At 67.1% G+C, this 16,358-nt stretch carries 16 protein-coding genes; 3 read left to right on the top strand and 13 right to left on the bottom strand.

The genetic code is table 11. From position 1 onward, the window contains the following. Nucleotides 1-15 precede the first annotated feature (15 nt). From JOF57_RS15115 to rpsB, 3 genes are all read right to left on the bottom strand, one after another. Nucleotides 16-870: an LLM class F420-dependent oxidoreductase gene (locus tag JOF57_RS15115; RefSeq protein ID WP_209917742.1), complete on the bottom strand. Its 855-nt coding sequence runs from the start codon at nt 868-870 to the stop codon at nt 16-18. 212 nt (nt 871-1,082) lie between these two features. Then, the gene (tsf, locus tag JOF57_RS15120) at nt 1,083-1,910 is read right to left on the bottom strand and encodes a translation elongation factor Ts (protein ID WP_209917745.1); all 828 of its coding nucleotides are present in this window, start codon (nt 1,908-1,910) and stop codon (nt 1,083-1,085) included. Between the two features lie 19 nt (nt 1,911-1,929). Continuing rightward, nucleotides 1,930-2,799: a 30S ribosomal protein S2 gene (gene rpsB, locus JOF57_RS15125; RefSeq protein ID WP_234938144.1), complete on the bottom strand. Its 870-nt coding sequence runs from the start codon at nt 2,797-2,799 to the stop codon at nt 1,930-1,932. Nucleotides 2,800-3,098: 299 nt separating this feature from the next. Between rpsB and JOF57_RS15130 the strand changes: the two genes are divergently transcribed. After that, nucleotides 3,099-3,590 (top strand): M23 family metallopeptidase, encoded by a 492-nt coding sequence (locus JOF57_RS15130; RefSeq protein ID WP_209917747.1) that lies wholly within the window; start codon nt 3,099-3,101, stop codon nt 3,588-3,590. On the opposite strand, the gene JOF57_RS15135 is transcribed toward JOF57_RS15130, so the two are convergent. The 10 genes from JOF57_RS15135 to JOF57_RS15180 all read right to left on the bottom strand — a co-directional run bounded on the left by JOF57_RS15135 (nt 3,574) and on the right by JOF57_RS15180 (nt 14,388). Beyond that, complete coding sequence (locus tag JOF57_RS15135; RefSeq protein ID WP_307870025.1) at nt 3,574-4,476, bottom strand: alpha/beta fold hydrolase; 903 nt, start codon at nt 4,474-4,476, stop codon at nt 3,574-3,576. The genes JOF57_RS15130 and JOF57_RS15135 overlap by 17 nt on opposite strands. An 11-nt stretch (nt 4,477-4,487) precedes the next feature. Continuing rightward, a complete protein-coding gene (locus tag JOF57_RS15140; RefSeq protein WP_307870026.1) occupies nt 4,488-5,384 on the bottom strand; it encodes a tyrosine recombinase XerC in 897 nt (298 codons plus the stop codon). A 68-nt stretch (nt 5,385-5,452) separates the two neighbouring features. Continuing rightward, nucleotides 5,453-7,396 carry an acyl-CoA dehydrogenase family protein gene (locus tag JOF57_RS15145; RefSeq protein WP_209917749.1) on the bottom strand — a complete coding sequence of 648 codons (1,944 nt, stop codon included), beginning with the start codon at nt 7,394-7,396 and terminating at the stop codon, nt 5,453-5,455. Continuing rightward, nucleotides 7,393-8,439 carry an oxygenase MpaB family protein gene (locus JOF57_RS15150; RefSeq protein WP_209917751.1) on the bottom strand — a complete coding sequence of 349 codons (1,047 nt, stop codon included), beginning with the start codon at nt 8,437-8,439 and terminating at the stop codon, nt 7,393-7,395. Before JOF57_RS15150 ends, JOF57_RS15145 begins: the two co-directional genes overlap by 4 nt. Before the next feature lie 22 nt (nt 8,440-8,461). Further along, the gene (locus tag JOF57_RS15155) at nt 8,462-9,085 is read right to left on the bottom strand and encodes a TetR/AcrR family transcriptional regulator (RefSeq protein WP_307870027.1); all 624 of its coding nucleotides are present in this window, start codon (nt 9,083-9,085) and stop codon (nt 8,462-8,464) included. 167 nt (nt 9,086-9,252) lie between these two features. Then, nucleotides 9,253-10,413: an alpha-hydroxy-acid oxidizing protein gene (locus JOF57_RS15160; protein WP_209917755.1), complete on the bottom strand. Its 1,161-nt coding sequence runs from the start codon at nt 10,411-10,413 to the stop codon at nt 9,253-9,255. A gap of 23 nt (nt 10,414-10,436) precedes the next feature. After that, nucleotides 10,437-11,303: a siderophore-interacting protein gene (locus tag JOF57_RS15165; RefSeq protein ID WP_209917756.1), complete on the bottom strand. Its 867-nt coding sequence runs from the start codon at nt 11,301-11,303 to the stop codon at nt 10,437-10,439. A gap of 79 nt (nt 11,304-11,382) precedes the next feature. Continuing rightward, nucleotides 11,383-12,510: a DNA-processing protein DprA gene (gene dprA / locus JOF57_RS15170; protein WP_209917759.1), complete on the bottom strand. Its 1,128-nt coding sequence runs from the start codon at nt 12,508-12,510 to the stop codon at nt 11,383-11,385. Next, nucleotides 12,507-14,018, bottom strand: coding sequence for a YifB family Mg chelatase-like AAA ATPase (locus JOF57_RS15175; protein WP_209917761.1), 1,512 nt, complete (start codon nt 14,016-14,018; stop codon nt 12,507-12,509). Before JOF57_RS15175 ends, dprA begins: the two co-directional genes overlap by 4 nt. A gap of 1 nt (nt 14,019) precedes the next feature. Further along, nucleotides 14,020-14,388, bottom strand: coding sequence for a YraN family protein (locus tag JOF57_RS15180; protein WP_209917763.1), 369 nt, complete (start codon nt 14,386-14,388; stop codon nt 14,020-14,022). A gap of 607 nt (nt 14,389-14,995) precedes the next feature. Between JOF57_RS15180 and JOF57_RS15185 the strand changes: the two genes are divergently transcribed. Beyond that, nucleotides 14,996-15,160 carry a hypothetical protein gene (locus JOF57_RS15185; protein WP_209917765.1) on the top strand — a complete coding sequence of 55 codons (165 nt, stop codon included), beginning with the start codon at nt 14,996-14,998 and terminating at the stop codon, nt 15,158-15,160. 118 nt (nt 15,161-15,278) lie between these two features. Beyond that, nucleotides 15,279-16,295 carry an iron ABC transporter substrate-binding protein gene (locus tag JOF57_RS15190; protein ID WP_209917767.1) on the top strand — a complete coding sequence of 339 codons (1,017 nt, stop codon included), beginning with the start codon at nt 15,279-15,281 and terminating at the stop codon, nt 16,293-16,295. The last annotated feature ends 63 nt before the right edge of the window (nt 16,296-16,358 follow it).

Consider the following 16,358-nt stretch of genomic DNA (forward strand, 5'->3'; position numbering starts at 1 on the left):
ACCGACGAGCCGCCGTCACTGGGTCCGGGCCACACTCTGCAGCGCGGCCAGATGCTCGTCGACGGTCCGTAGCCCGGCCCCCATCGTGTTCACGGTGACATGCGTCGCGCCGGCGTCGGCCCAGGCAGCGATGTCGGCCGCAGTCTGGTCCGGATCACCGGCCCAGCTCACGCGGCCCTCCATCCCGATCGTGGACGGATCGCGCTCGGCGGCCACGGCCGCGCGCTCAACCCGCGCACGTGCCTCCTCGAGCTCCGGACCGGGCCCGACCATCGGGAACCAGCCATCGCCCAGCCGCCCGGCGCGCTCCAGGGCCCGCGCGGAGGCCGCTCCGAACCACACCGGGATCGGGCGCTGCACCGGCAGCGGCGCCAGGCCGGCACCGGTCACCTGGTGGAACCGGCCCTCGAAGGTCACCGACGATTCGGTCCACAGCCGACGCATCAGCTCGACCTGCTCCTCCGACCGCTTGCCGCGGTTCCCGAAATCCTCGCCCAGCGCCTCGTACTCGACCGCATTCCAGCCCAGTCCCACGCCCAGGCGCAGCCGCCCGCCGGTGAGCAGGTCGACTTCGGCCGCCTGCTTGGCCACCAACACGGCTTGGCGTTGCGGCAGGATGATCACCCCGGTCACCAGTTCCAGCTCTGTGACGGCGGCCAGATAGCCGAACATCACCAGCGGCTCGTGAAATGTGGTGTACAGGTCGTACGGGCCCGACCAGTCCCGGTGAACCGCCGGATCGGCGCCGACGACGTGGTCGTAGGCCAGGATGTGAGTGAAGCCCAGCTCTTCGACGCGCTGGCCGTAGGCACGCAGGGCTCCGGGATCACCGCCGAGTTCCGTCTGCGGAAAAACCACACCGACGCGCATGCTCACCTCCTAGACCATTGGTACCTGCCACACTCCCACACCGGCAAAGCCCGTCGCCCCAGCGCAAGCAACTACCCTGCACCGACCGGGTCACGAATGAACAAAACCCCGCGCTTTCCGGGATCGCCGGAATGAGCGCGGGGTTTTGCGACGGGCGGCTGACGGCCGAGCCGTCAATCGGGTGTGATGTGCCGCCCGAGTCTTCTCTGCTGCTAGGCCTGACCGACCTCGAACCGCACAAAGCGGGTCACGGTGACCCCGGCCTCGTCCAGCAGGGCCTTCACGGTCTTCTTGTTGTCGGACACCGACGGCTGATCCAGCAGCACGACATCCTTGTAGTAGCCCGTGACGCGACCTTCGACGATCTTGGGCAGCGCAGCTTCGGGCTTGCCCTCTTCCTTCGCGGTCTCCTCGGCGATACGACGCTCGTTGGCGACGATGTCCTCGGGCACGTCCTCACGGGTGAGGTACTTGGCCTTCAGCGCGGCGATCTGCAGGGCGACCGAGTGCGCGGCCTCCTTGCCCTTGTCCGCGTCGGCGGCCTGGTACTCGACCAGCACGCCGACGGCCGGCGGGAGGTCCGCCGCACGCTTGTGCAGGTAGGTCTCGACCGTGCCGTCGAAGTAGGCGACCCGACGCAGCTCGAGCTTCTCGCCGATCTTGGCGGACAGGTCCGCGATGGCCTGCTCGACCGTCGAGTCCCCGGCCTTGGCAGCCTTGAGTGCCTCGACGTCGCCGGCCTTCGCCGCGGCGGCCGCCGCGACGACCTGGTCGGCCAACTCCTGGAATTCGGCGTTCTTGGCAACGAAGTCGGTCTCGGAGTTCAGCTCGATCAGCGCACCGTCCTTGGCCGCGACCAGACCCTCGGCAGTGGCGCGCTCAGCGCGCTTGCCGATGTCCTTGGCGCCCTTGATGCGAAGCAGCTCGACAGCCTTGTCGAAGTCGCCACCGGCCTCGACAAGAGCGTTCTTCGAGTCGAGCATGCCGGCGCCGGTCAGGTCCCGAAGGCGCTTGACGTCAGCAGCGGTGTAGTTAGCCATTTAAAGACTTCTCCTGGAATTACGAAGCGTCAGTGGATGTTTCGGGTGCAGCGGCAGCAGCAGCGGCAGGGGCTTCCGCCTCGGCAGGAGCTTCGGCCGCGGCCTCAGCGGTACCGGCGGTCGCGCCGGCCAGCAGCTCCTGCTCCCACTCGGCGAGCGGCTCGACACCCTCGGTGGCCTGCTTCTCGCCGGCGCCGGCGCCGGCACGAGCCTTCAGGCCCTCGGCCACCGCGGAGGCGATGACCTTGGTCAGCAGCGCAGCCGAGCGGATGGCGTCGTCGTTGCCCGGGATCGGGTAGTTGACCTGATCGGGGTCGCAGTTGGTGTCCAGGATCGCGATGACCGGGATACCCAGCTTGATGGCCTCGTTGACGGCCAGGTGCTCCTTGTTGGTGTCGACGACCCAGATTGCCGACGGCACCTTGGCCATGTCGCGGATACCACCGAGGCTGCGCTCAAGCTTGTTCTTCTCACGCGTGAGCATGAGGATTTCCTTCTTGGTGCGACCCTCGAAGCCACCGGTCTGCTCCATGGCCTCGAGCTCCTTCATACGCTGAAGGCGCTTGTGCACGGTGGAGAAGTTGGTGAGCATGCCGCCCAGCCAGCGCTGGTTCACGTAGGGCATGCCGACGCGGGTGGCCTCTGCGGCGATGGATTCCTGCGCCTGCTTCTTGGTGCCGACGAACAGAACGCTGCCACCGTGGGCGACGGTTTCCTTGACGAACTCGTACGCCTTGTCGATGTAGGTCAGCGTCTGCTGCAAGTCGATGATGTAGATGCCGTTGCGGTCGGTGAAGATGAACCGCTTCATCTTGGGGTTCCAGCGTCGGGTCTGGTGCCCGAAGTGAGCGCCGCTGTCCAGCAGCTGCCTCATGGTCACAACAGCCATGATTCGTTCCTTTATGTGTCGGTTGCCGCCCGGCGTCGGGTGATGCCAGGCCCTGGTGTCTGACCGGCTGCCGAACCCGAACCGGGAAATCCCAGGTCAGGACCGTCGGCATCCGTGTACGACCCCGTTGAGGCGATCGATATGCGCAGACACGCGAAGTCAGCCCGCGAGCGAGCTGCGGGTAGAAGTTTACACGCTGGACAGACGTTCCTTTACCACGCGGCAAACGGGCCCCGTTCATCCACAGCCCCGGATTTTGGGTCTTCCGTTCAACCAGGTCGTGGCGCTGGAGTAAGACCATGAGGTTTGCCGCGGCGACAATGATGCTAGGTCTGGCGGCGGTGGTTCCGCCCGCCCACGCCGAGGGCTCGCGGTTGCAGTGGCCGGTGACTCCGCGACCGGCAGTGACCAGGGGTTTTGATGCTCCCTCCCCCAATTGGCACCGGGGCCACCGTGGCGTCGATCTGGCTGCCGTGCCGGACCGGCCGATCTATGCCGCAGGTCCGGGCACCGTGGTGTTCGCCGGCGTGCTGGCCGGGCGTCCCGTGGTCTCACTCGCCCACCCGGGAGGGTTGCGCACCAGTTACGAACCCGTGCGGGCCGCGGTACGGGCCGGACAGACCGTTGCGGCCGGTCAGTTACTCGGCACGGTGCTGGCCGGCCACCCGGGTTGTCCGGCGACGGCCTGCCTGCACTGGGGAGCGATGTGGGGTGCGGCCGCCCGGGCGGACTACGTCGACCCGCTGGGACTGTTGGCGCAGACCCCGATCCGGCTCAAGCCGCTGGGTTGATATCTCGCAGGAATCCGCGGATCGCATCGAATACGACGTCCGGCTGGTCGCGCTGAACCCAATGCCCGGCACCGGCAACGACTTTCAGGCGGGCGCCCGGGATCAGATCCGCCGCCACGCGTGCGTGTACGACGGGCACCCCGGTGTCACGGTCCCCATGGACAATCAGGGCCGGGCGCGGAAACGACGCCAACCGCGGCGTGTAATCGGTGCGCTGACGGTTCCACAACACCTGATCACGCTGCCACTGCTCGAAGGCGCGGAACCCGTCGCGCTGCTGCGCGGCAACCATGATCTCGTCCATCAGCTCGTCGGTGAGCTCAGTTTGGTTCCGGATGAGCGACTGCATGCTCTTTGTCATCACCTCCCGGTTGGTTCCGACCCACCGCGTCACCGCTCCCAGCAGGCCGGTTCTCAGCGTTGCCCACGTCAGGAGTTGCCGTGCGCCGGACAGCGGCCCGTCCGACAACCGGCGCATGAGGCCGTAACTACTCAGCAGCATGGCGCCGGTGACCCGATCCGGGCGCGCCAGCACGTGGCCGATCGTCATCCCCCCTCCCAGCGACAGCCCGCCGATCGCGTAGCTCTCAAGGCCGACCGCGTCGACGAACTCGCCGACGTAGGCGACCAGGCGCTCCTGCGTCGCGGGCACTGGCGCGGGTGGGCTGTGTCCATAACCGGGATGATCGGGGGCCACGACCCGGTAACCGGCCGCCGCCAGGCGCGGACCGATACCGCCCCACGACAGAGATGCGCTGTCCACGCCACCGCCGTGCAGAAGCACCATGGTGTGGTCGGGACTGTCAGCGGACCAGGTCAGATAGGAGACCGGTCCCGACGGCAGCTGGACGATTTGTCGGGTCGGCTCGACAGTCGGCTCCGGCACTATCTCCCTCTTCAGGCTCGCGGATGGGCTTGATCGTGGACGGCGCGTAGTCGCTCCACGGTGACGTGGGTGTACAGCTGCGTGGTAGCCAACGAGGTGTGGCCCAGCAACTCCTGCACGATCCGCAGATCGGCACCGCCTTCGAGCAGGTGGGTGGCCGCACTGTGGCGCAGCCCGTGCGGGCCGATGTCGGGGGCACCGTCGACAGCGGAGACGGTCTGGTGCACGACGGTGCGGGCCTGCCGCGGATCGAGTCGTTTGCCACGGGCCCCGAGCAACAGCGCCGGGCCGGAATCGGCATTGGCCAGGGCGGGGCGCCCTTCGGTGAGCCACGCCGTCAGCGCGATGCGCGCCGGTTCGCCGAACGGGACGGTGCGCTGCTTGTTGCCCTTGCCCAGAACCCGCAGCACCCGGCGGGACGTGTCGATGTCGTCGATGTCCAGCCCGCACAACTCGCTGACCCGGATACCGGTGGCATACAGCATCTCGACGATCAACCGGTCCCGCAGCGCCAGCGGATCGCCTTCGCGCGCAGCAGAATTCATCGCCTCCATGGCGTCGATCGCCTGATCCCGACGGAGCACCGCGGGCAGGGTGCGGTGCGCTTTGGGTACCTGCAGCCGAGCCGCGGCGTCCTCAGGGAGCAATCCCCGCCTTCTCGCCCAGGTAGAGAAGGTCTTGACCGTCGAGGTACGCCGCGCCAGCGTGGTCCGGGCCGTTCCAGCCGCAGCCTGAGTGGCCAGCCAGGACCGCAGCCTCGGCAGTGTGACGGTCTCCAGACCCCCGCCGGTGAAGTCGAACAACGCCACCAGGTCACCCCGGTACGCGCGGCGGGTGTGCGCAGACCTGTCGCACTGCAGCGCCAGGTATTCGTCGAACTCGGCGAGCACATCCTGGACTGCGGGCACCGTGCCACGGTGGCAGATGTGCGCCCGCCCCGCACCCGACGCGCCGAACCGCTACCGTCGCGTGACCATCACGGCTTCATCTCGTAGCGGCCGGCCAGCCCCCGGGCTCGAGTCACCACGCGGTCAAACCGGGCGGCGTCGGTGACTGGTTGCCGGACGATGTCGAGGGCCCGCTGCCGTTGCACAGGGGTCGCATCCGGGTGGCAGTGCAGCTTGGTCGCATTCGTGGACATGTCGGCCACAAGGACCTCGAAAAGCTGGTCAATCAGATCGGCAAGGCTGTCGGTTCCATCGTTTTCGATCTCGGCCTGCTCCAGGATCAGCTGGGCATACGGGATGAGGGTGAACATCTCGCCGACGGCGAGCAGGAAGTCGACGTTGCGCTGCTGTTCGGCGTTCGGTGTCGCCACCGCCAGCAGCGTCTGCAAGGCCCGCGCCTGGGCCAGGAACACGGCGGCATTCGGCGTCGTCCCACATCGGCGCAGCACAGCCTGCCAGTCCCCGAACCTGATTTTCGCCAGCCCACTGCTCGGACCCTGCCGGAACAGGAAGTCGTCATTGGCACCGTCGCGCCGGGTCGGCACCTCGGGCACGTCGGCCAGCAGCGGCTTGAGTTGTGGAATGCGCTGCGCCAACGGCGATTCCGCAAGGGCACCACCGGCAGCTCGCAGACCTACGGCGAGTGCACTCAACACCGGCGCCGGCGCCCTACCGACCGGCAACATCGACATCGCCGCCAGTCCGGCATCGGCGGCACCGAACATGTAGTTCTGCATGAACTTCAGTGACAGCGCCATGTTGACGTGCACCGTGCCTTCGAGGCGTGGCAGCCCCGTGACACCGAGCAGCGCCATGGTGAAGTACATGTCGGATTCGAATGCGCGCGCGGCGATGGTGTCGGACAGCAGCGTGACGATTTTCTCACCCTCGCGGGTGACGTTCATCTTCTCGATCGCGTTGAACAGCAGGTAACGCCGGTCGTTCAGGCTCGCGCTCCGCATGTAGTCGATGGCGCGCTCGCTGTAGAGCTTCATGCCGACCAGGCGGGCGTACCCGTCGGCGAGCATGCGGCGGATCTGCGGGAACTCGGTGACCCGCTGGCCGAACAGCACGCGGTTCTCGGCGTGGGTGACGGCCTCGTACATGGCGTGCTCGCAGGCCCCGACGGCGCCGAATCCGAGGTTGAACTTGCCGATGTTGACTGTGTTGATAGCGGCGTTGAAGGCGGCTTTTCCCTCGTGCAGGATGTCGTCGGCGGCGACCGGGTAATCCTCCAGATCGAAGGCCGCGACGTACATCTGGCTGTCGACGACGTTCTTGTGCAGGTGGTAGTTCGGATGCTGGCTGTCGGCCGCGAAAAATACGTACCCCGGCTCCTGCTCCGGGCGGCGCCGGTCGAGATCGGAACTGTCGATGATCGGCTTGTCGGAGCGGCGACCGAACACCGACACCATCCCGGCCAGGTTTCCGTTGCCGATGTAGTACTTGCCGCCGTTGGCGGTATACGACCCTTCGGCGGCGCTCTCGGCGCCGGGTGTCAGCACCATGTCAGTCGAATAGACGTCGGCGCCGTGCGCCTGCTCGGACAGGCCGAAGGCGAAGATATCCCCCGAATCAAGCAGGGCCGCAGCCTTTTTGCGCGCGGCGGCGTTCTGCGACTGCCAGATCGGACCCAGGCCGAGGATGGTGACCTGCCAGACGTACCAGTACTGCATGCCATAGAAGCCGAGGATCTGGCTGTACATGGCGTTGCGTGCGGTGTCCCAACGCTTGTCGGGATCCCCGCCGGCCTCCGACGCGGGTGTCAGGAAGGTGGCGAAGATGCCATCACGTTTGACCAGGTCGAGAAAATCGCTGTACCAGACGCGATCGCGGTCCTGCTGCTTGAGCCACCGCTTGCCGTGGGACTCGAAGAAGTCGATGGTGGCCCTGAAGATCTCCCGGGTTCGGGCGTCGAACTGGGTGAAGTCGGTCCGGTTCGGGTCGAACAGGACGTCGGATCGTGTCGTCATGCCAAGCTCCCAAGGTAGGGCTGAGATTCGATGAGGCCTTCATCGCTGGGCGGCTGCCCCTGACCGAATACCCGCTCGTGCTGGCGGGCACGCAATTCGAGGTGGGCGTCGGCGGGTTTGACGTAGCCGTAGCGGCGGCGGCCCTCTGCCGGGCTGAGCACCTCGTTGGACCGGGGTGCCACACCCATAATGTAGGGGCCCGCGATCGGCACCACGGCCGGCGCAATGATCTTGGACACCAACAGCTTCAGGCGAGGGATCCGGTTGACGATCCCGAAGCCGAGCTGGAGCACGGGACGCACCGCCAGGTCGACCACGCGAGGCTGGTCGAAGCCGCTGAGCCGCCGCATCCAGCGCGGCATGGTGGCGATGGTGCCCGCACGCAGGAACCAGTTGAGGATTTCGACGGCCGGGGTCGCGATACGCGGCGCGGGCGGCAGGACCACCTTGGCGTTGAGCAGGTGGTCCATCATGGAGCGGGCGGCTTCGCTGACGGCGAGGTGCGGCCGCATCCGTTCGAAGTACTCGTTGATGCCCTCGCGGGTGCGCGGAACATCGGCCGGGTCGCAGGTCTGAAACTCGGCGGCGGTCGCGCAGTCCCGCCAGTAGCGGGCCTCATCCTCAGCAGAGAGCTTGCCGCCGCCATATAGCTCGTAGGCCTTGAGCACCGAATGCCAGCCGGTCAGCAGGATCCACAGTTGCGACCTCGGGTCGTTGGCGTCGTAGGAGTTGCCGCTCAGCGGTTCAGTGCCAATGGCTTTGGAGTGCACCTTCACCAGGACGTCGGCTGCCTTGAGCACCGACTCGGTATCGGCGAACGCGACCATCGCGAAGTAGCGGACCGTCCGGTCGTAGCGGGTCCGGGGGCGGTCGTAGTTGGCGCCGGTGGCATCCACCGCGGCGATCAGGGCGGGGTCGAGCTCTTCGACCACCACAGCGCGTTGCAACCCGATGATCGGGGTGGTCGCGTGGCCCCAGACCTTCCAGGTCACCGAATCCGGCCCGAAGAACCCGTAGTCAGCCATCGGCTGGAGATCGGACATGTGAGAACTCCTCTTTGAAGGGTCAGGCCGCGCGGAAAGCACGGTAGGTGGCCGATCCGATGAATGCGCCCAATGTGTCTGGGGTCCAATTGTTTCCGTCGTCGTGCAACAAGGTCCGAACCGCGCCTTCACAGGCGGACACGAATTGTTCGACCAGCACCGGCAGCTTCTTGTCGGCGTCGACGGTGCCCCATCGCTCCAATGTGGGTGCCAGCCGTCTCGTCGCCTTGCCGACCATCACCGCGCGGCCGTTGCCGAAGTGCTTGGCCACAGCCGGATCAGGGTCGGCGCCCATCACGAGCCGCCAGGAATCGGGCCGGCCGGCCACTGCGTGCAGCAACGCCCGGAAGCCCTCGACGAACACCGATTCGTCGGCGTCCGGGCGACCGTAGGGCAAGGCGTCGATCGCCCCTTGGACCAGCAACCCCAGTTCGCGTTCCAGCAGCGCCCTCAGCAATTCGACCCGGTCGGGGAAACACGAATACACCACCGGGCGGGTGACCTTGAGTCGCTGTGCCACCGCGCCGATCGTGACGGCCGCGACCCCGTCGGTCACCGCGATCGCCAGAGCCGCATCCAGCACCTGCGGACGCCGTCGCTCGGGCCCCAGATGGGCAGCCCGCTCGCGGACAGTTTCTACACTCACGAAGGAAAATGCTACACGCATGAATATTCATACGCCATAGGCCGTGAGCTGCCCTGATGCCCTCCCAATGTCACGCTGGAGTGGCGCTCCGGCTCGAGCGCCACTCCAGCGTGACAACAGGTGCGCGATATCGACCCCGCAGGTCGAGCGCGTGAAAGGTTGGGCGGTCAGTCCACCCGGCGCAGCGCGTCGGGGGTGAGGTCGGCCAGCGTCGGGTACCCGTCGACACCCATGATCAGGTCGGCCTCGGCGAGCAACGACCGCAGCACGTGCACGATGCCGTCGACCCCGCCCAGTGCCAGCCCGTAGGCGTAGGGCCGCCCCACCCCGACCGCGGTGGCGCCCAGCGCGAGCGCCTTGACGATGTCGGCCCCGTGGCGGATTCCCGAGTCGAACAACACCGGCAACCCGTCGGCCGCCTCGACCACACCGGGCAGGCAGTCGATCGCGGGCAGTCCGCCATTGGCTTGGCGGCCACCATGATTGGAGCAGTAGATACCGTCGACACCACCGTCCTTGGCGCGCCGCACATCCTCGGGGTGACAGATGCCCTTGAGGATCAGCGGCAAAGTGGTCAGCGACCGCAGCCACGGCAAGTCGTCCCAGGTCAGCGGATTGCCGAACAGGCTGACCCAGCGCAGCACGGTGGCCTGCGGGTTCTCCTCGGGCGGTTGCGGCAGCCCGGCCCGAAATACCGGGTCGCTGGTGTAGTTGGACAGGCACTTGCCGCGCAGTTGCGGGAAGTTGGAGGTGGCCAAGTCCCGTGGGCGCCACCCCGGGACCCAGGTGTCCAGGGTGACGACGATGCCCTTGTAGCCGGCCGCCTCGGCGCGCTGCACCAGACTGGCCGCCAGGTCTCTGTCGGTGGGTGTGTACAGCTGGAAAAAGCCCGGGGTATCCCCGAACTCGGCCGCCACATCTTCCAGCGGATCCTCGGTCAGGGTGGACAAAACCATCGGCACCCCGGTGCGCGCTGCCGCGCGGGCACCGGCCAGATCGCCGTGACCGTCCTGCCCGCAGATGCCCAGCACCCCGATCGGCGCCATGAACACCGGCGTAGGAAGCTTCAGCCCGAACAGATCGACGGACAGATCACGCTCGCGGTGGGCGTTGAGCATCCGCGGCATCAACCCCCAGCGGTCGAACGCGGTGCGGTTGACCTGCTGGGTGCGTTCGTCGCCGGCCCCGCCGGCCACATACGACCAGATGGAAGCCGGCATCGCCGCCTGGGCCTTGGCCTCCAGTGCCGCGTAGTCCATCGGCATGGTCGGCAGCACGCCGGCGAGCCCCTGCAGGTAGATCTCGAGTTGATAGTCGCCATAGGCCATGACGGCTACCTTGCCATCCGGGCTCAGCCTGCGGCGCCGGCCTCAGCTTTTGCCAGCTCGGCCTTCCACTGCCGGAAGGTCTCCTCGGTGCGCCCGCGGCGCCAGTACCCCGAGATCGATGCGGCCCATTTCGCCGCCACACCGCGCTCCTTGCGGATGTAGGGGCGCAGGTTATGCATGACGGCCTGTGCCTCGCCGTGGATGAACACCTGAACCTGCCCCGGCAGCCAGGCCGCCTCTTTGACCGCGGCGATCAGCGGGGCGTTGTCGCCGGCGTGCTCGTCGCCGACCAGGTCGGCGCGCCCACCCCGGTGGATCCAGCTGACCTCGACACCGTCGGGAGCCGCGAGCTCGATCTCATCCCCGGCGCCGGCCACCTCGATGAATACCTTGCCGATCGCGTTGTCGGGCAACGCTTCCAGGGCAGCACCGATCGCCGGCAGAGCCGACTCGTCACCGGCGAGCAGGTGCCAGTCGGCGGCCGGGTCGGGGGCATAGGCCCCGTTCGGTCCCATCAGGTAGGCGGGTTGGCCCGGCACCGCCGCCGCAGCCCAGGGTGCGGCCACTCCCTGCTCGCCGTGCACCACGAAGTCGATGGTGACCTCGCCTCGGTCCCTGTCGACCTTGCGCACGGTGTAGGTGCGTACGGTCGGCCGTTGTTCGGCGGGCAGCTCCTGAAAGCTGTCCAGCGTCAAGGGTTTCGGCAGTGCCGACACGTCGACGCGGGGATCGACGATGACGACTTTGGCATAGGCATCGCTGAAGTCGCTGGGTGAGAAGGTGTCGAAGCCGGTGCCCTCGCCCGAGCCACCGAGTACCAGCCTGACGATATGGTCGGTCAGCTGCTCGCGGTGCACCACCTGGAATGTGTGCACTGGTCGTCCTGCCATGGCGCCTCCAAAGATCATCTGCCGCTGGATTGTTAGCCGACCTCACCGACTATACGGAGGCGCGCCCCGCTCAGGGGTTCTACCTGTGCCGCCGCAGCCGCCAGCACCCCTCCTCCCCGACCGCCAACCCGGCGAGCTCCAACATCGTCAACGGTCCGAGCACCTGCTGCGGCGCAAGCCCCGCGGCGATGGCGATCTCGTCGACGGTGACCGAACCGCGCGCAGGCAGGGCATCGTGGACCCGCTGCTCGGCGGGCGTGAGCCCATCCAGCGGCCCGACGGGGTGTTGCGGTTCTGCGGCCAGCTCACCGATGCATCCGGCCAGTTCGACCAGCTCCTCGGCCCGGGTGACCAGTTCCGCGCCGCCGCGCAGCAGCGCATGACACCCCGCCGAAGCCGCCGAGGTCACCGGCCCCGGCACCGCGGCCACCTGGCGGCCCAGCGCGCCGGCCCAGGCCGCGGTGTTGGCCGCACCGCTGCGCAAACCTGCCTCGACCACGACGGTGGCGCCGGACAGCGCGGCCACCAGTCGATTGCGGGTGAGAAACCGCAGCCGGCCCGGCGCCACACCGGGTGGGTACTCGCTCAGCAGCAGGCACTGTTCCCGGATCCGGCGGAACAATGCAGCGTGCCCAGCCGGGTACGGATGGTTGATACCACCGGCCACGATGGCGACCGTGATGCCTTCGCAGGCCAGCGCGGCCCGATGGGCAGCCCCGTCGATGCCGTACGCCCCGCCGGAGACCACTGCCATGTCCCGATCGACCAAGCCGGCGGCCAGGTCCGCAGCCACGTGTTCCCCGTATGCAGTGGCGGCGCGGGTGCCGACGATCGCTGCGGCCCGTCCGGTTGCCTCGTCCAGTCGGATCGGTCCGACGGCCCACAGCACCAGCGGTGCACGACCATTGGGGCGTTTCTTGTGGTCCACACCGTGGAAGCTCTGGAATGCCAGCCCCGGCCACTCATCATCCGCCGGGGTGATCAACCGGCCACCCAACTGGTCGAGAACCTTCAGATCGTCTGCAGCGCAGTCATGTTCCCGACGGCCCTCGACCCAGCGGGCCAACTCGGGCTTGATACTGCCGGCTTTCACCTTGGCGGCCGCTTCGACCGGTCCGACCTGTTCGACCAACGCGGTCAACTCCGGGCACGGCGGCTCGGCCACCCGCGACAGATACGCCCAGGCGCGCCTCACCTCGTCGGTCATGACACGCCCCCGGCCTGACGGAAACCTAAAGCGGTGGCGACATCCTCATGGGCAGGCATCGTCCGTCCGGCGAGATCCGCCAGCGTCCAGGCGACCCTCAAACACCGGTCGGTACCCCGCATGCTGATCACGCCACGGTCGAGTGCGGACCGCAACGGCTCCGTCGTGGCCCTGGGCAATCGGAATTCTCGCCGCAGGAGCGAACCGCCGACCTCGGCATTGGTGCCGATGCCATACGGTGCCCACCGTTCCCGGGCGGCCGAGCGGGCCGCGGCGACGCGTTCCCGCACCACGGTGCTGGACTCGCCGGCCTGTGGCGTGAACGCGCCCGCGGTGACCGGATACAACTCGACCCGAAGGTCCACCCGGTCCACCAGCGGGCCGGACAGCTTGCCTCGGTAGCGAAGCTTGGCCTGAGCCGAACAGACACAGTCGACTGGTTTCGGCGGCGCACACGGGCAGGGATTTGCCGCGAGCACCAGCTGGAATCTGGCCGGATAACACGCCACACCGTCACGGCGGGCCAACCGAATCTCACCGTCCTCCAGCGGGGTTCGCAACGCCTCCAGGGCACTTGAGCCCATCTCGGCGAACTCGTCGAGAAACAGCACGCCCCGGTGGGCCCGACTCACCGCACCCGGGCGTGCCAGGCCGGATCCGCCACCGACCAGTGCCGCCACGCTCGACGTGTGGTGTGGAGCGACGAACGGCGCGCGGGTGATCAGTGGGGTGTCCCCCGCCAACAACCCGGCCACCGAGTGGATCGCGGTCACCTCCAGGGATTCCTCATCCGACAGCGGCGGTAGCAGCCCGGGAAGCCGTTGGGCCAGCATGGTTTTACCGATCCCCGGGGGTCCGGTGAGCAATAGATGATGAGCTCCGGCGGCAGCGACCTCGACGGCGTAGCGGGCTTGACCCTGCCCGACCACATCGGCAAGGTCGGCGGCGGGTTCGGCCACCCGACTTGCCGCGCTGACCCGGCCGGCCAGTTCGGACTTGCCGTTGAACCAGGCCTTCAACTGCCGCAGGGAATGCACGCCGCACACCTCGATTCCCTCGACCAGGCAGGCCTCGGCGAGGTTGTCGATGGGCACCACCACCGTCGGCCACCCCTCACGTTTGGCCGCGAGCACCGCGGGCAGGACCCCGGCGACCGGGCGGACCCGCCCGTCCAGCGCCAGTTCACCGAGCAGCACCGTCTTCTCCAACCGCGGCCATGACTTCGTGGTGTGCGCCGAGAGCACCGATGAGGCGAGGGCCAGGTCGTAGACCGACCCCACCTTGCGCAGCGTGGCCGGCGACAAGGCCAGCGTCAGCCGCGACATCGGCCAGTCGTCGCCGCAGTTGGTGATCGCCGCACGGACCCGATCCCGCGATTCCTGCAGGGCGGTGTCAGGCAACCCCACCAGATGCACCCCGGGCAGCCCAGAGGCGATATCAGCTTCGATCTCCACGATGACGCCGTCCAAACCCCGCACAGCCACCGAATAGGCTCTCCCCAAACCCATTTCAACCCACCCCCTTGAGGTGCGAAAGCTCCGGTTCTCGACGACGCCCGATGCGCACTCCGATCACATCGATCCGCAATGCGGCATACCGGACGTCCTGCTCAGCCAGCCACAACGCCGCCAGGCGCCGGATACGGCGCACCTTCTGCACCGTGACCGCCTCGGCAATGCCGCCAAACCCGTCCCCGGTGCGGGTCTTCACCTCTACGAACACCACAGTGTTCGTCGCCACCTCCTCGGCGATCACGTCCAATTCGCCGTAGCGGCAGCGCCAGTTACGCGCCAACGTCCGCAACCCCTGTGCCGCCAGATAGTCGACGGCCAACTGTTCACCCAGTGCGCCGATCTCGGCCCGCGTCATCGAACTCATGAGCACACCGTGCGGACACGCACCGACAGAACCCCGTCAATCCGGCTGAGTTATCCCCAGCGTCGATTTCATCCACAGGACCGAGCGCAGACAACTACAGGCCATGCGCACCAGGTCCGCAGTCATCAATATTTCAAACACCATGCGTCAAGGTGGTTTTCGCTGCTATCGCTACTGTCATCCGAATGACGTAATCTTCGCCATGCGGCACACAGCAAACCTCTGCGAGCATATTCTCTTCCCGTAGGGTTACCACTCGGCAACCTGCCGCGGCGAGTCCGTTCAGTGAACGCAGGTATCGACATGAACGTCACTAAATTAATCATCGGCATCGCGACAATGACGACGGCACTGGCACTCTCACCGCCCGCGTGGGCCGGCCCAGACCCGCACATCCCTGACGGCAACGCAGGGTGGTGCCCGGGCGGCGATTACCGCGAGAAACTCTCTGGCGGCGGCAGATACTGCCTTGGCGAACCGTTCTCAAACGGCGCGTTTTACGCGCAACGTTGGGGCCACAGCCCGAGTCCTTTCGGCCCAGGCTATTGGATGGACGGAGTGTCGTGCAGCGTGATGGTTGAGGGAACGGTCCAAGGTGGTATCCCCTATGGCGGTATCCCAGATTGCAACGGTGGGCCACGGGTTCTGCACTGACCCGGGCATTGCTTCCGTAGCGCCGCTCAACCCCAACGGCCTGTGCAATCGCCTCAGCCAGATCGCCGCCGTCGGCATCCCGTACGGCGTGGAACTGCCGCTGGAAAACCGCGAGTGAGGAACCGCCCGCGGCGGCACCTTCCACAGCTCCGCGATTCCCGCCGTCTAGGTGTCGCACCCGCTCTCCCGGTAATGTACTTAGGTGATGCTCAGCTAACGCCGAAGGGATTCACTCGATGCGCACACGTTGGAGCCGCCGGGCTGCTGTTGTCCTGTCTGCCGTTGCCGTAGCCGCCGGTCTGGTCGGGTGCTCCGGTTCGGGGTCCGACGAGCTGCTGGTCTACAACGCCCAGCACGAATCGCTCACCAAGGAATGGATCGACGCGTTCACCAACGAGACCGGTATCAAGGTCACCTATCGGCAGGGCGGTGACACCGAGCTCGGCAACCAACTGGTGGCCGAGGGCAACGCCTCCCCCGCCGATGTCTTCCTCACCGAGAACTCCCCGGCGATGGCCGCCGTCGAGCGGGCCGGGCTGTTCGCCGACATCGAGCAGCAGACCCTCGATCAGGTTCCGGCGCAGTACCGGCCGTCATCGGGCAAGTGGACCGGGGTGGCGGCACGGTCGACGGTTTTCGTCTACAACAAGGCCAAGCTGCCGGCTGACCAGCTGCCCCACTCGATCATGGATCTGCAGCAGCCGCAGTGGAAAGGCCGTTGGGGTGCACCGCCGGCCAAGGCGGACTTCCAGGCGATCGTCGCAGCCATGCTGGAACTGGCCGGCGAGCCGGCCACCGCGCAATGGCTGGCCGGTTTGAAGACCAATGCCGTTGTGCTCCAGGACAACATCGCCACCCTGCGCGCCGTCAACGCCGGCGAGGTCGACGGCGGAATCATCTACCACTACTACTGGTTCCGCGATCAATCCAAGACCAAGGAGATCAGCGGCAACACCGCACTGCACTACTTCAAGAACGAAGATCCCGGGGCGTTCGTCAGCGTGTCCGGCGGCGGTGTCCTGAAATCGAGCAAGAAGCAGGATCAGGCCCAGCAGTTCGTCCGGTTCATCACCGGCAAGTCCGGCCAGGAAGTACTGGAGAAGGGCACCTCGTTCGAATACCCGGTCGCCAGCGGGGTCGCCGCCAACCCGGCCCTGCCACCGCTGGACACGTTGCAGGCGCCCATGGTCAACCCGTCCAATCTCGATGCCGCCAAGGTCACCGACCTGATGACAAAGGCTGGCTTGCTGTAATTGGTCGCGACAGAAGTACCACCGGCTCAGCCGGTCCCGCAGCGTTCGGCAGCCGCCAGACCA

It is taken from the genome of Mycolicibacterium lutetiense (assembly GCF_017876775.1).
GTDB lineage: Bacteria > Actinomycetota > Actinomycetes > Mycobacteriales > Mycobacteriaceae > Mycobacterium > Mycobacterium lutetiense.

Bases quoted from the DNA above. Each gene is read 5' to 3' on its own strand.
- JOF57_RS15190 (WP_209917767.1), top strand. From the start codon at position 15,279: ATGCGCACACGTTGGAGCCGCCGGGCTGCTGTTGTCCTGTCTGCCGTT.
- JOF57_RS15185 (WP_209917765.1), top strand. From the start codon at position 14,996: ATGGCGGTATCCCAGATTGCAACGGTGGGCCACGGGTTCTGCACTGAC.
- JOF57_RS15165 (WP_209917756.1), bottom strand. From the start codon at position 11,303: ATGGCAGGACGACCAGTGCACACATTCCAGGTGGTGCACCGCGAGCAG.
- JOF57_RS15175 (WP_209917761.1), bottom strand. From the start codon at position 14,018: ATGGGTTTGGGGAGAGCCTATTCGGTGGCTGTGCGGGGTTTGGACGGC.
- tsf (WP_209917745.1), bottom strand. From the start codon at position 1,910: ATGGCTAACTACACCGCTGCTGACGTCAAGCGCCTTCGGGACCTGACC.
- JOF57_RS15150 (WP_209917751.1), bottom strand. From the start codon at position 8,439: ATGTCCGATCTCCAGCCGATGGCTGACTACGGGTTCTTCGGGCCGGAT.
- JOF57_RS15180 (WP_209917763.1), bottom strand. From the start codon at position 14,388: ATGAGTTCGATGACGCGGGCCGAGATCGGCGCACTGGGTGAACAGTTG.
- JOF57_RS15115 (WP_209917742.1), bottom strand. From the start codon at position 870: ATGCGCGTCGGTGTGGTTTTTCCGCAGACGGAACTCGGCGGTGATCCC.
- JOF57_RS15145 (WP_209917749.1), bottom strand. From the start codon at position 7,396: ATGACGACACGATCCGACGTCCTGTTCGACCCGAACCGGACCGACTTC.
- JOF57_RS15160 (WP_209917755.1), bottom strand. From the start codon at position 10,413: ATGGCCTATGGCGACTATCAACTCGAGATCTACCTGCAGGGGCTCGCC.
- dprA (WP_209917759.1), bottom strand. From the start codon at position 12,510: ATGACCGACGAGGTGAGGCGCGCCTGGGCGTATCTGTCGCGGGTGGCC.
- JOF57_RS15130 (WP_209917747.1), top strand. From the start codon at position 3,099: ATGAGGTTTGCCGCGGCGACAATGATGCTAGGTCTGGCGGCGGTGGTT.
- rpsB (WP_234938144.1), bottom strand. From the start codon at position 2,799: ATGGCTGTTGTGACCATGAGGCAGCTGCTGGACAGCGGCGCTCACTTC.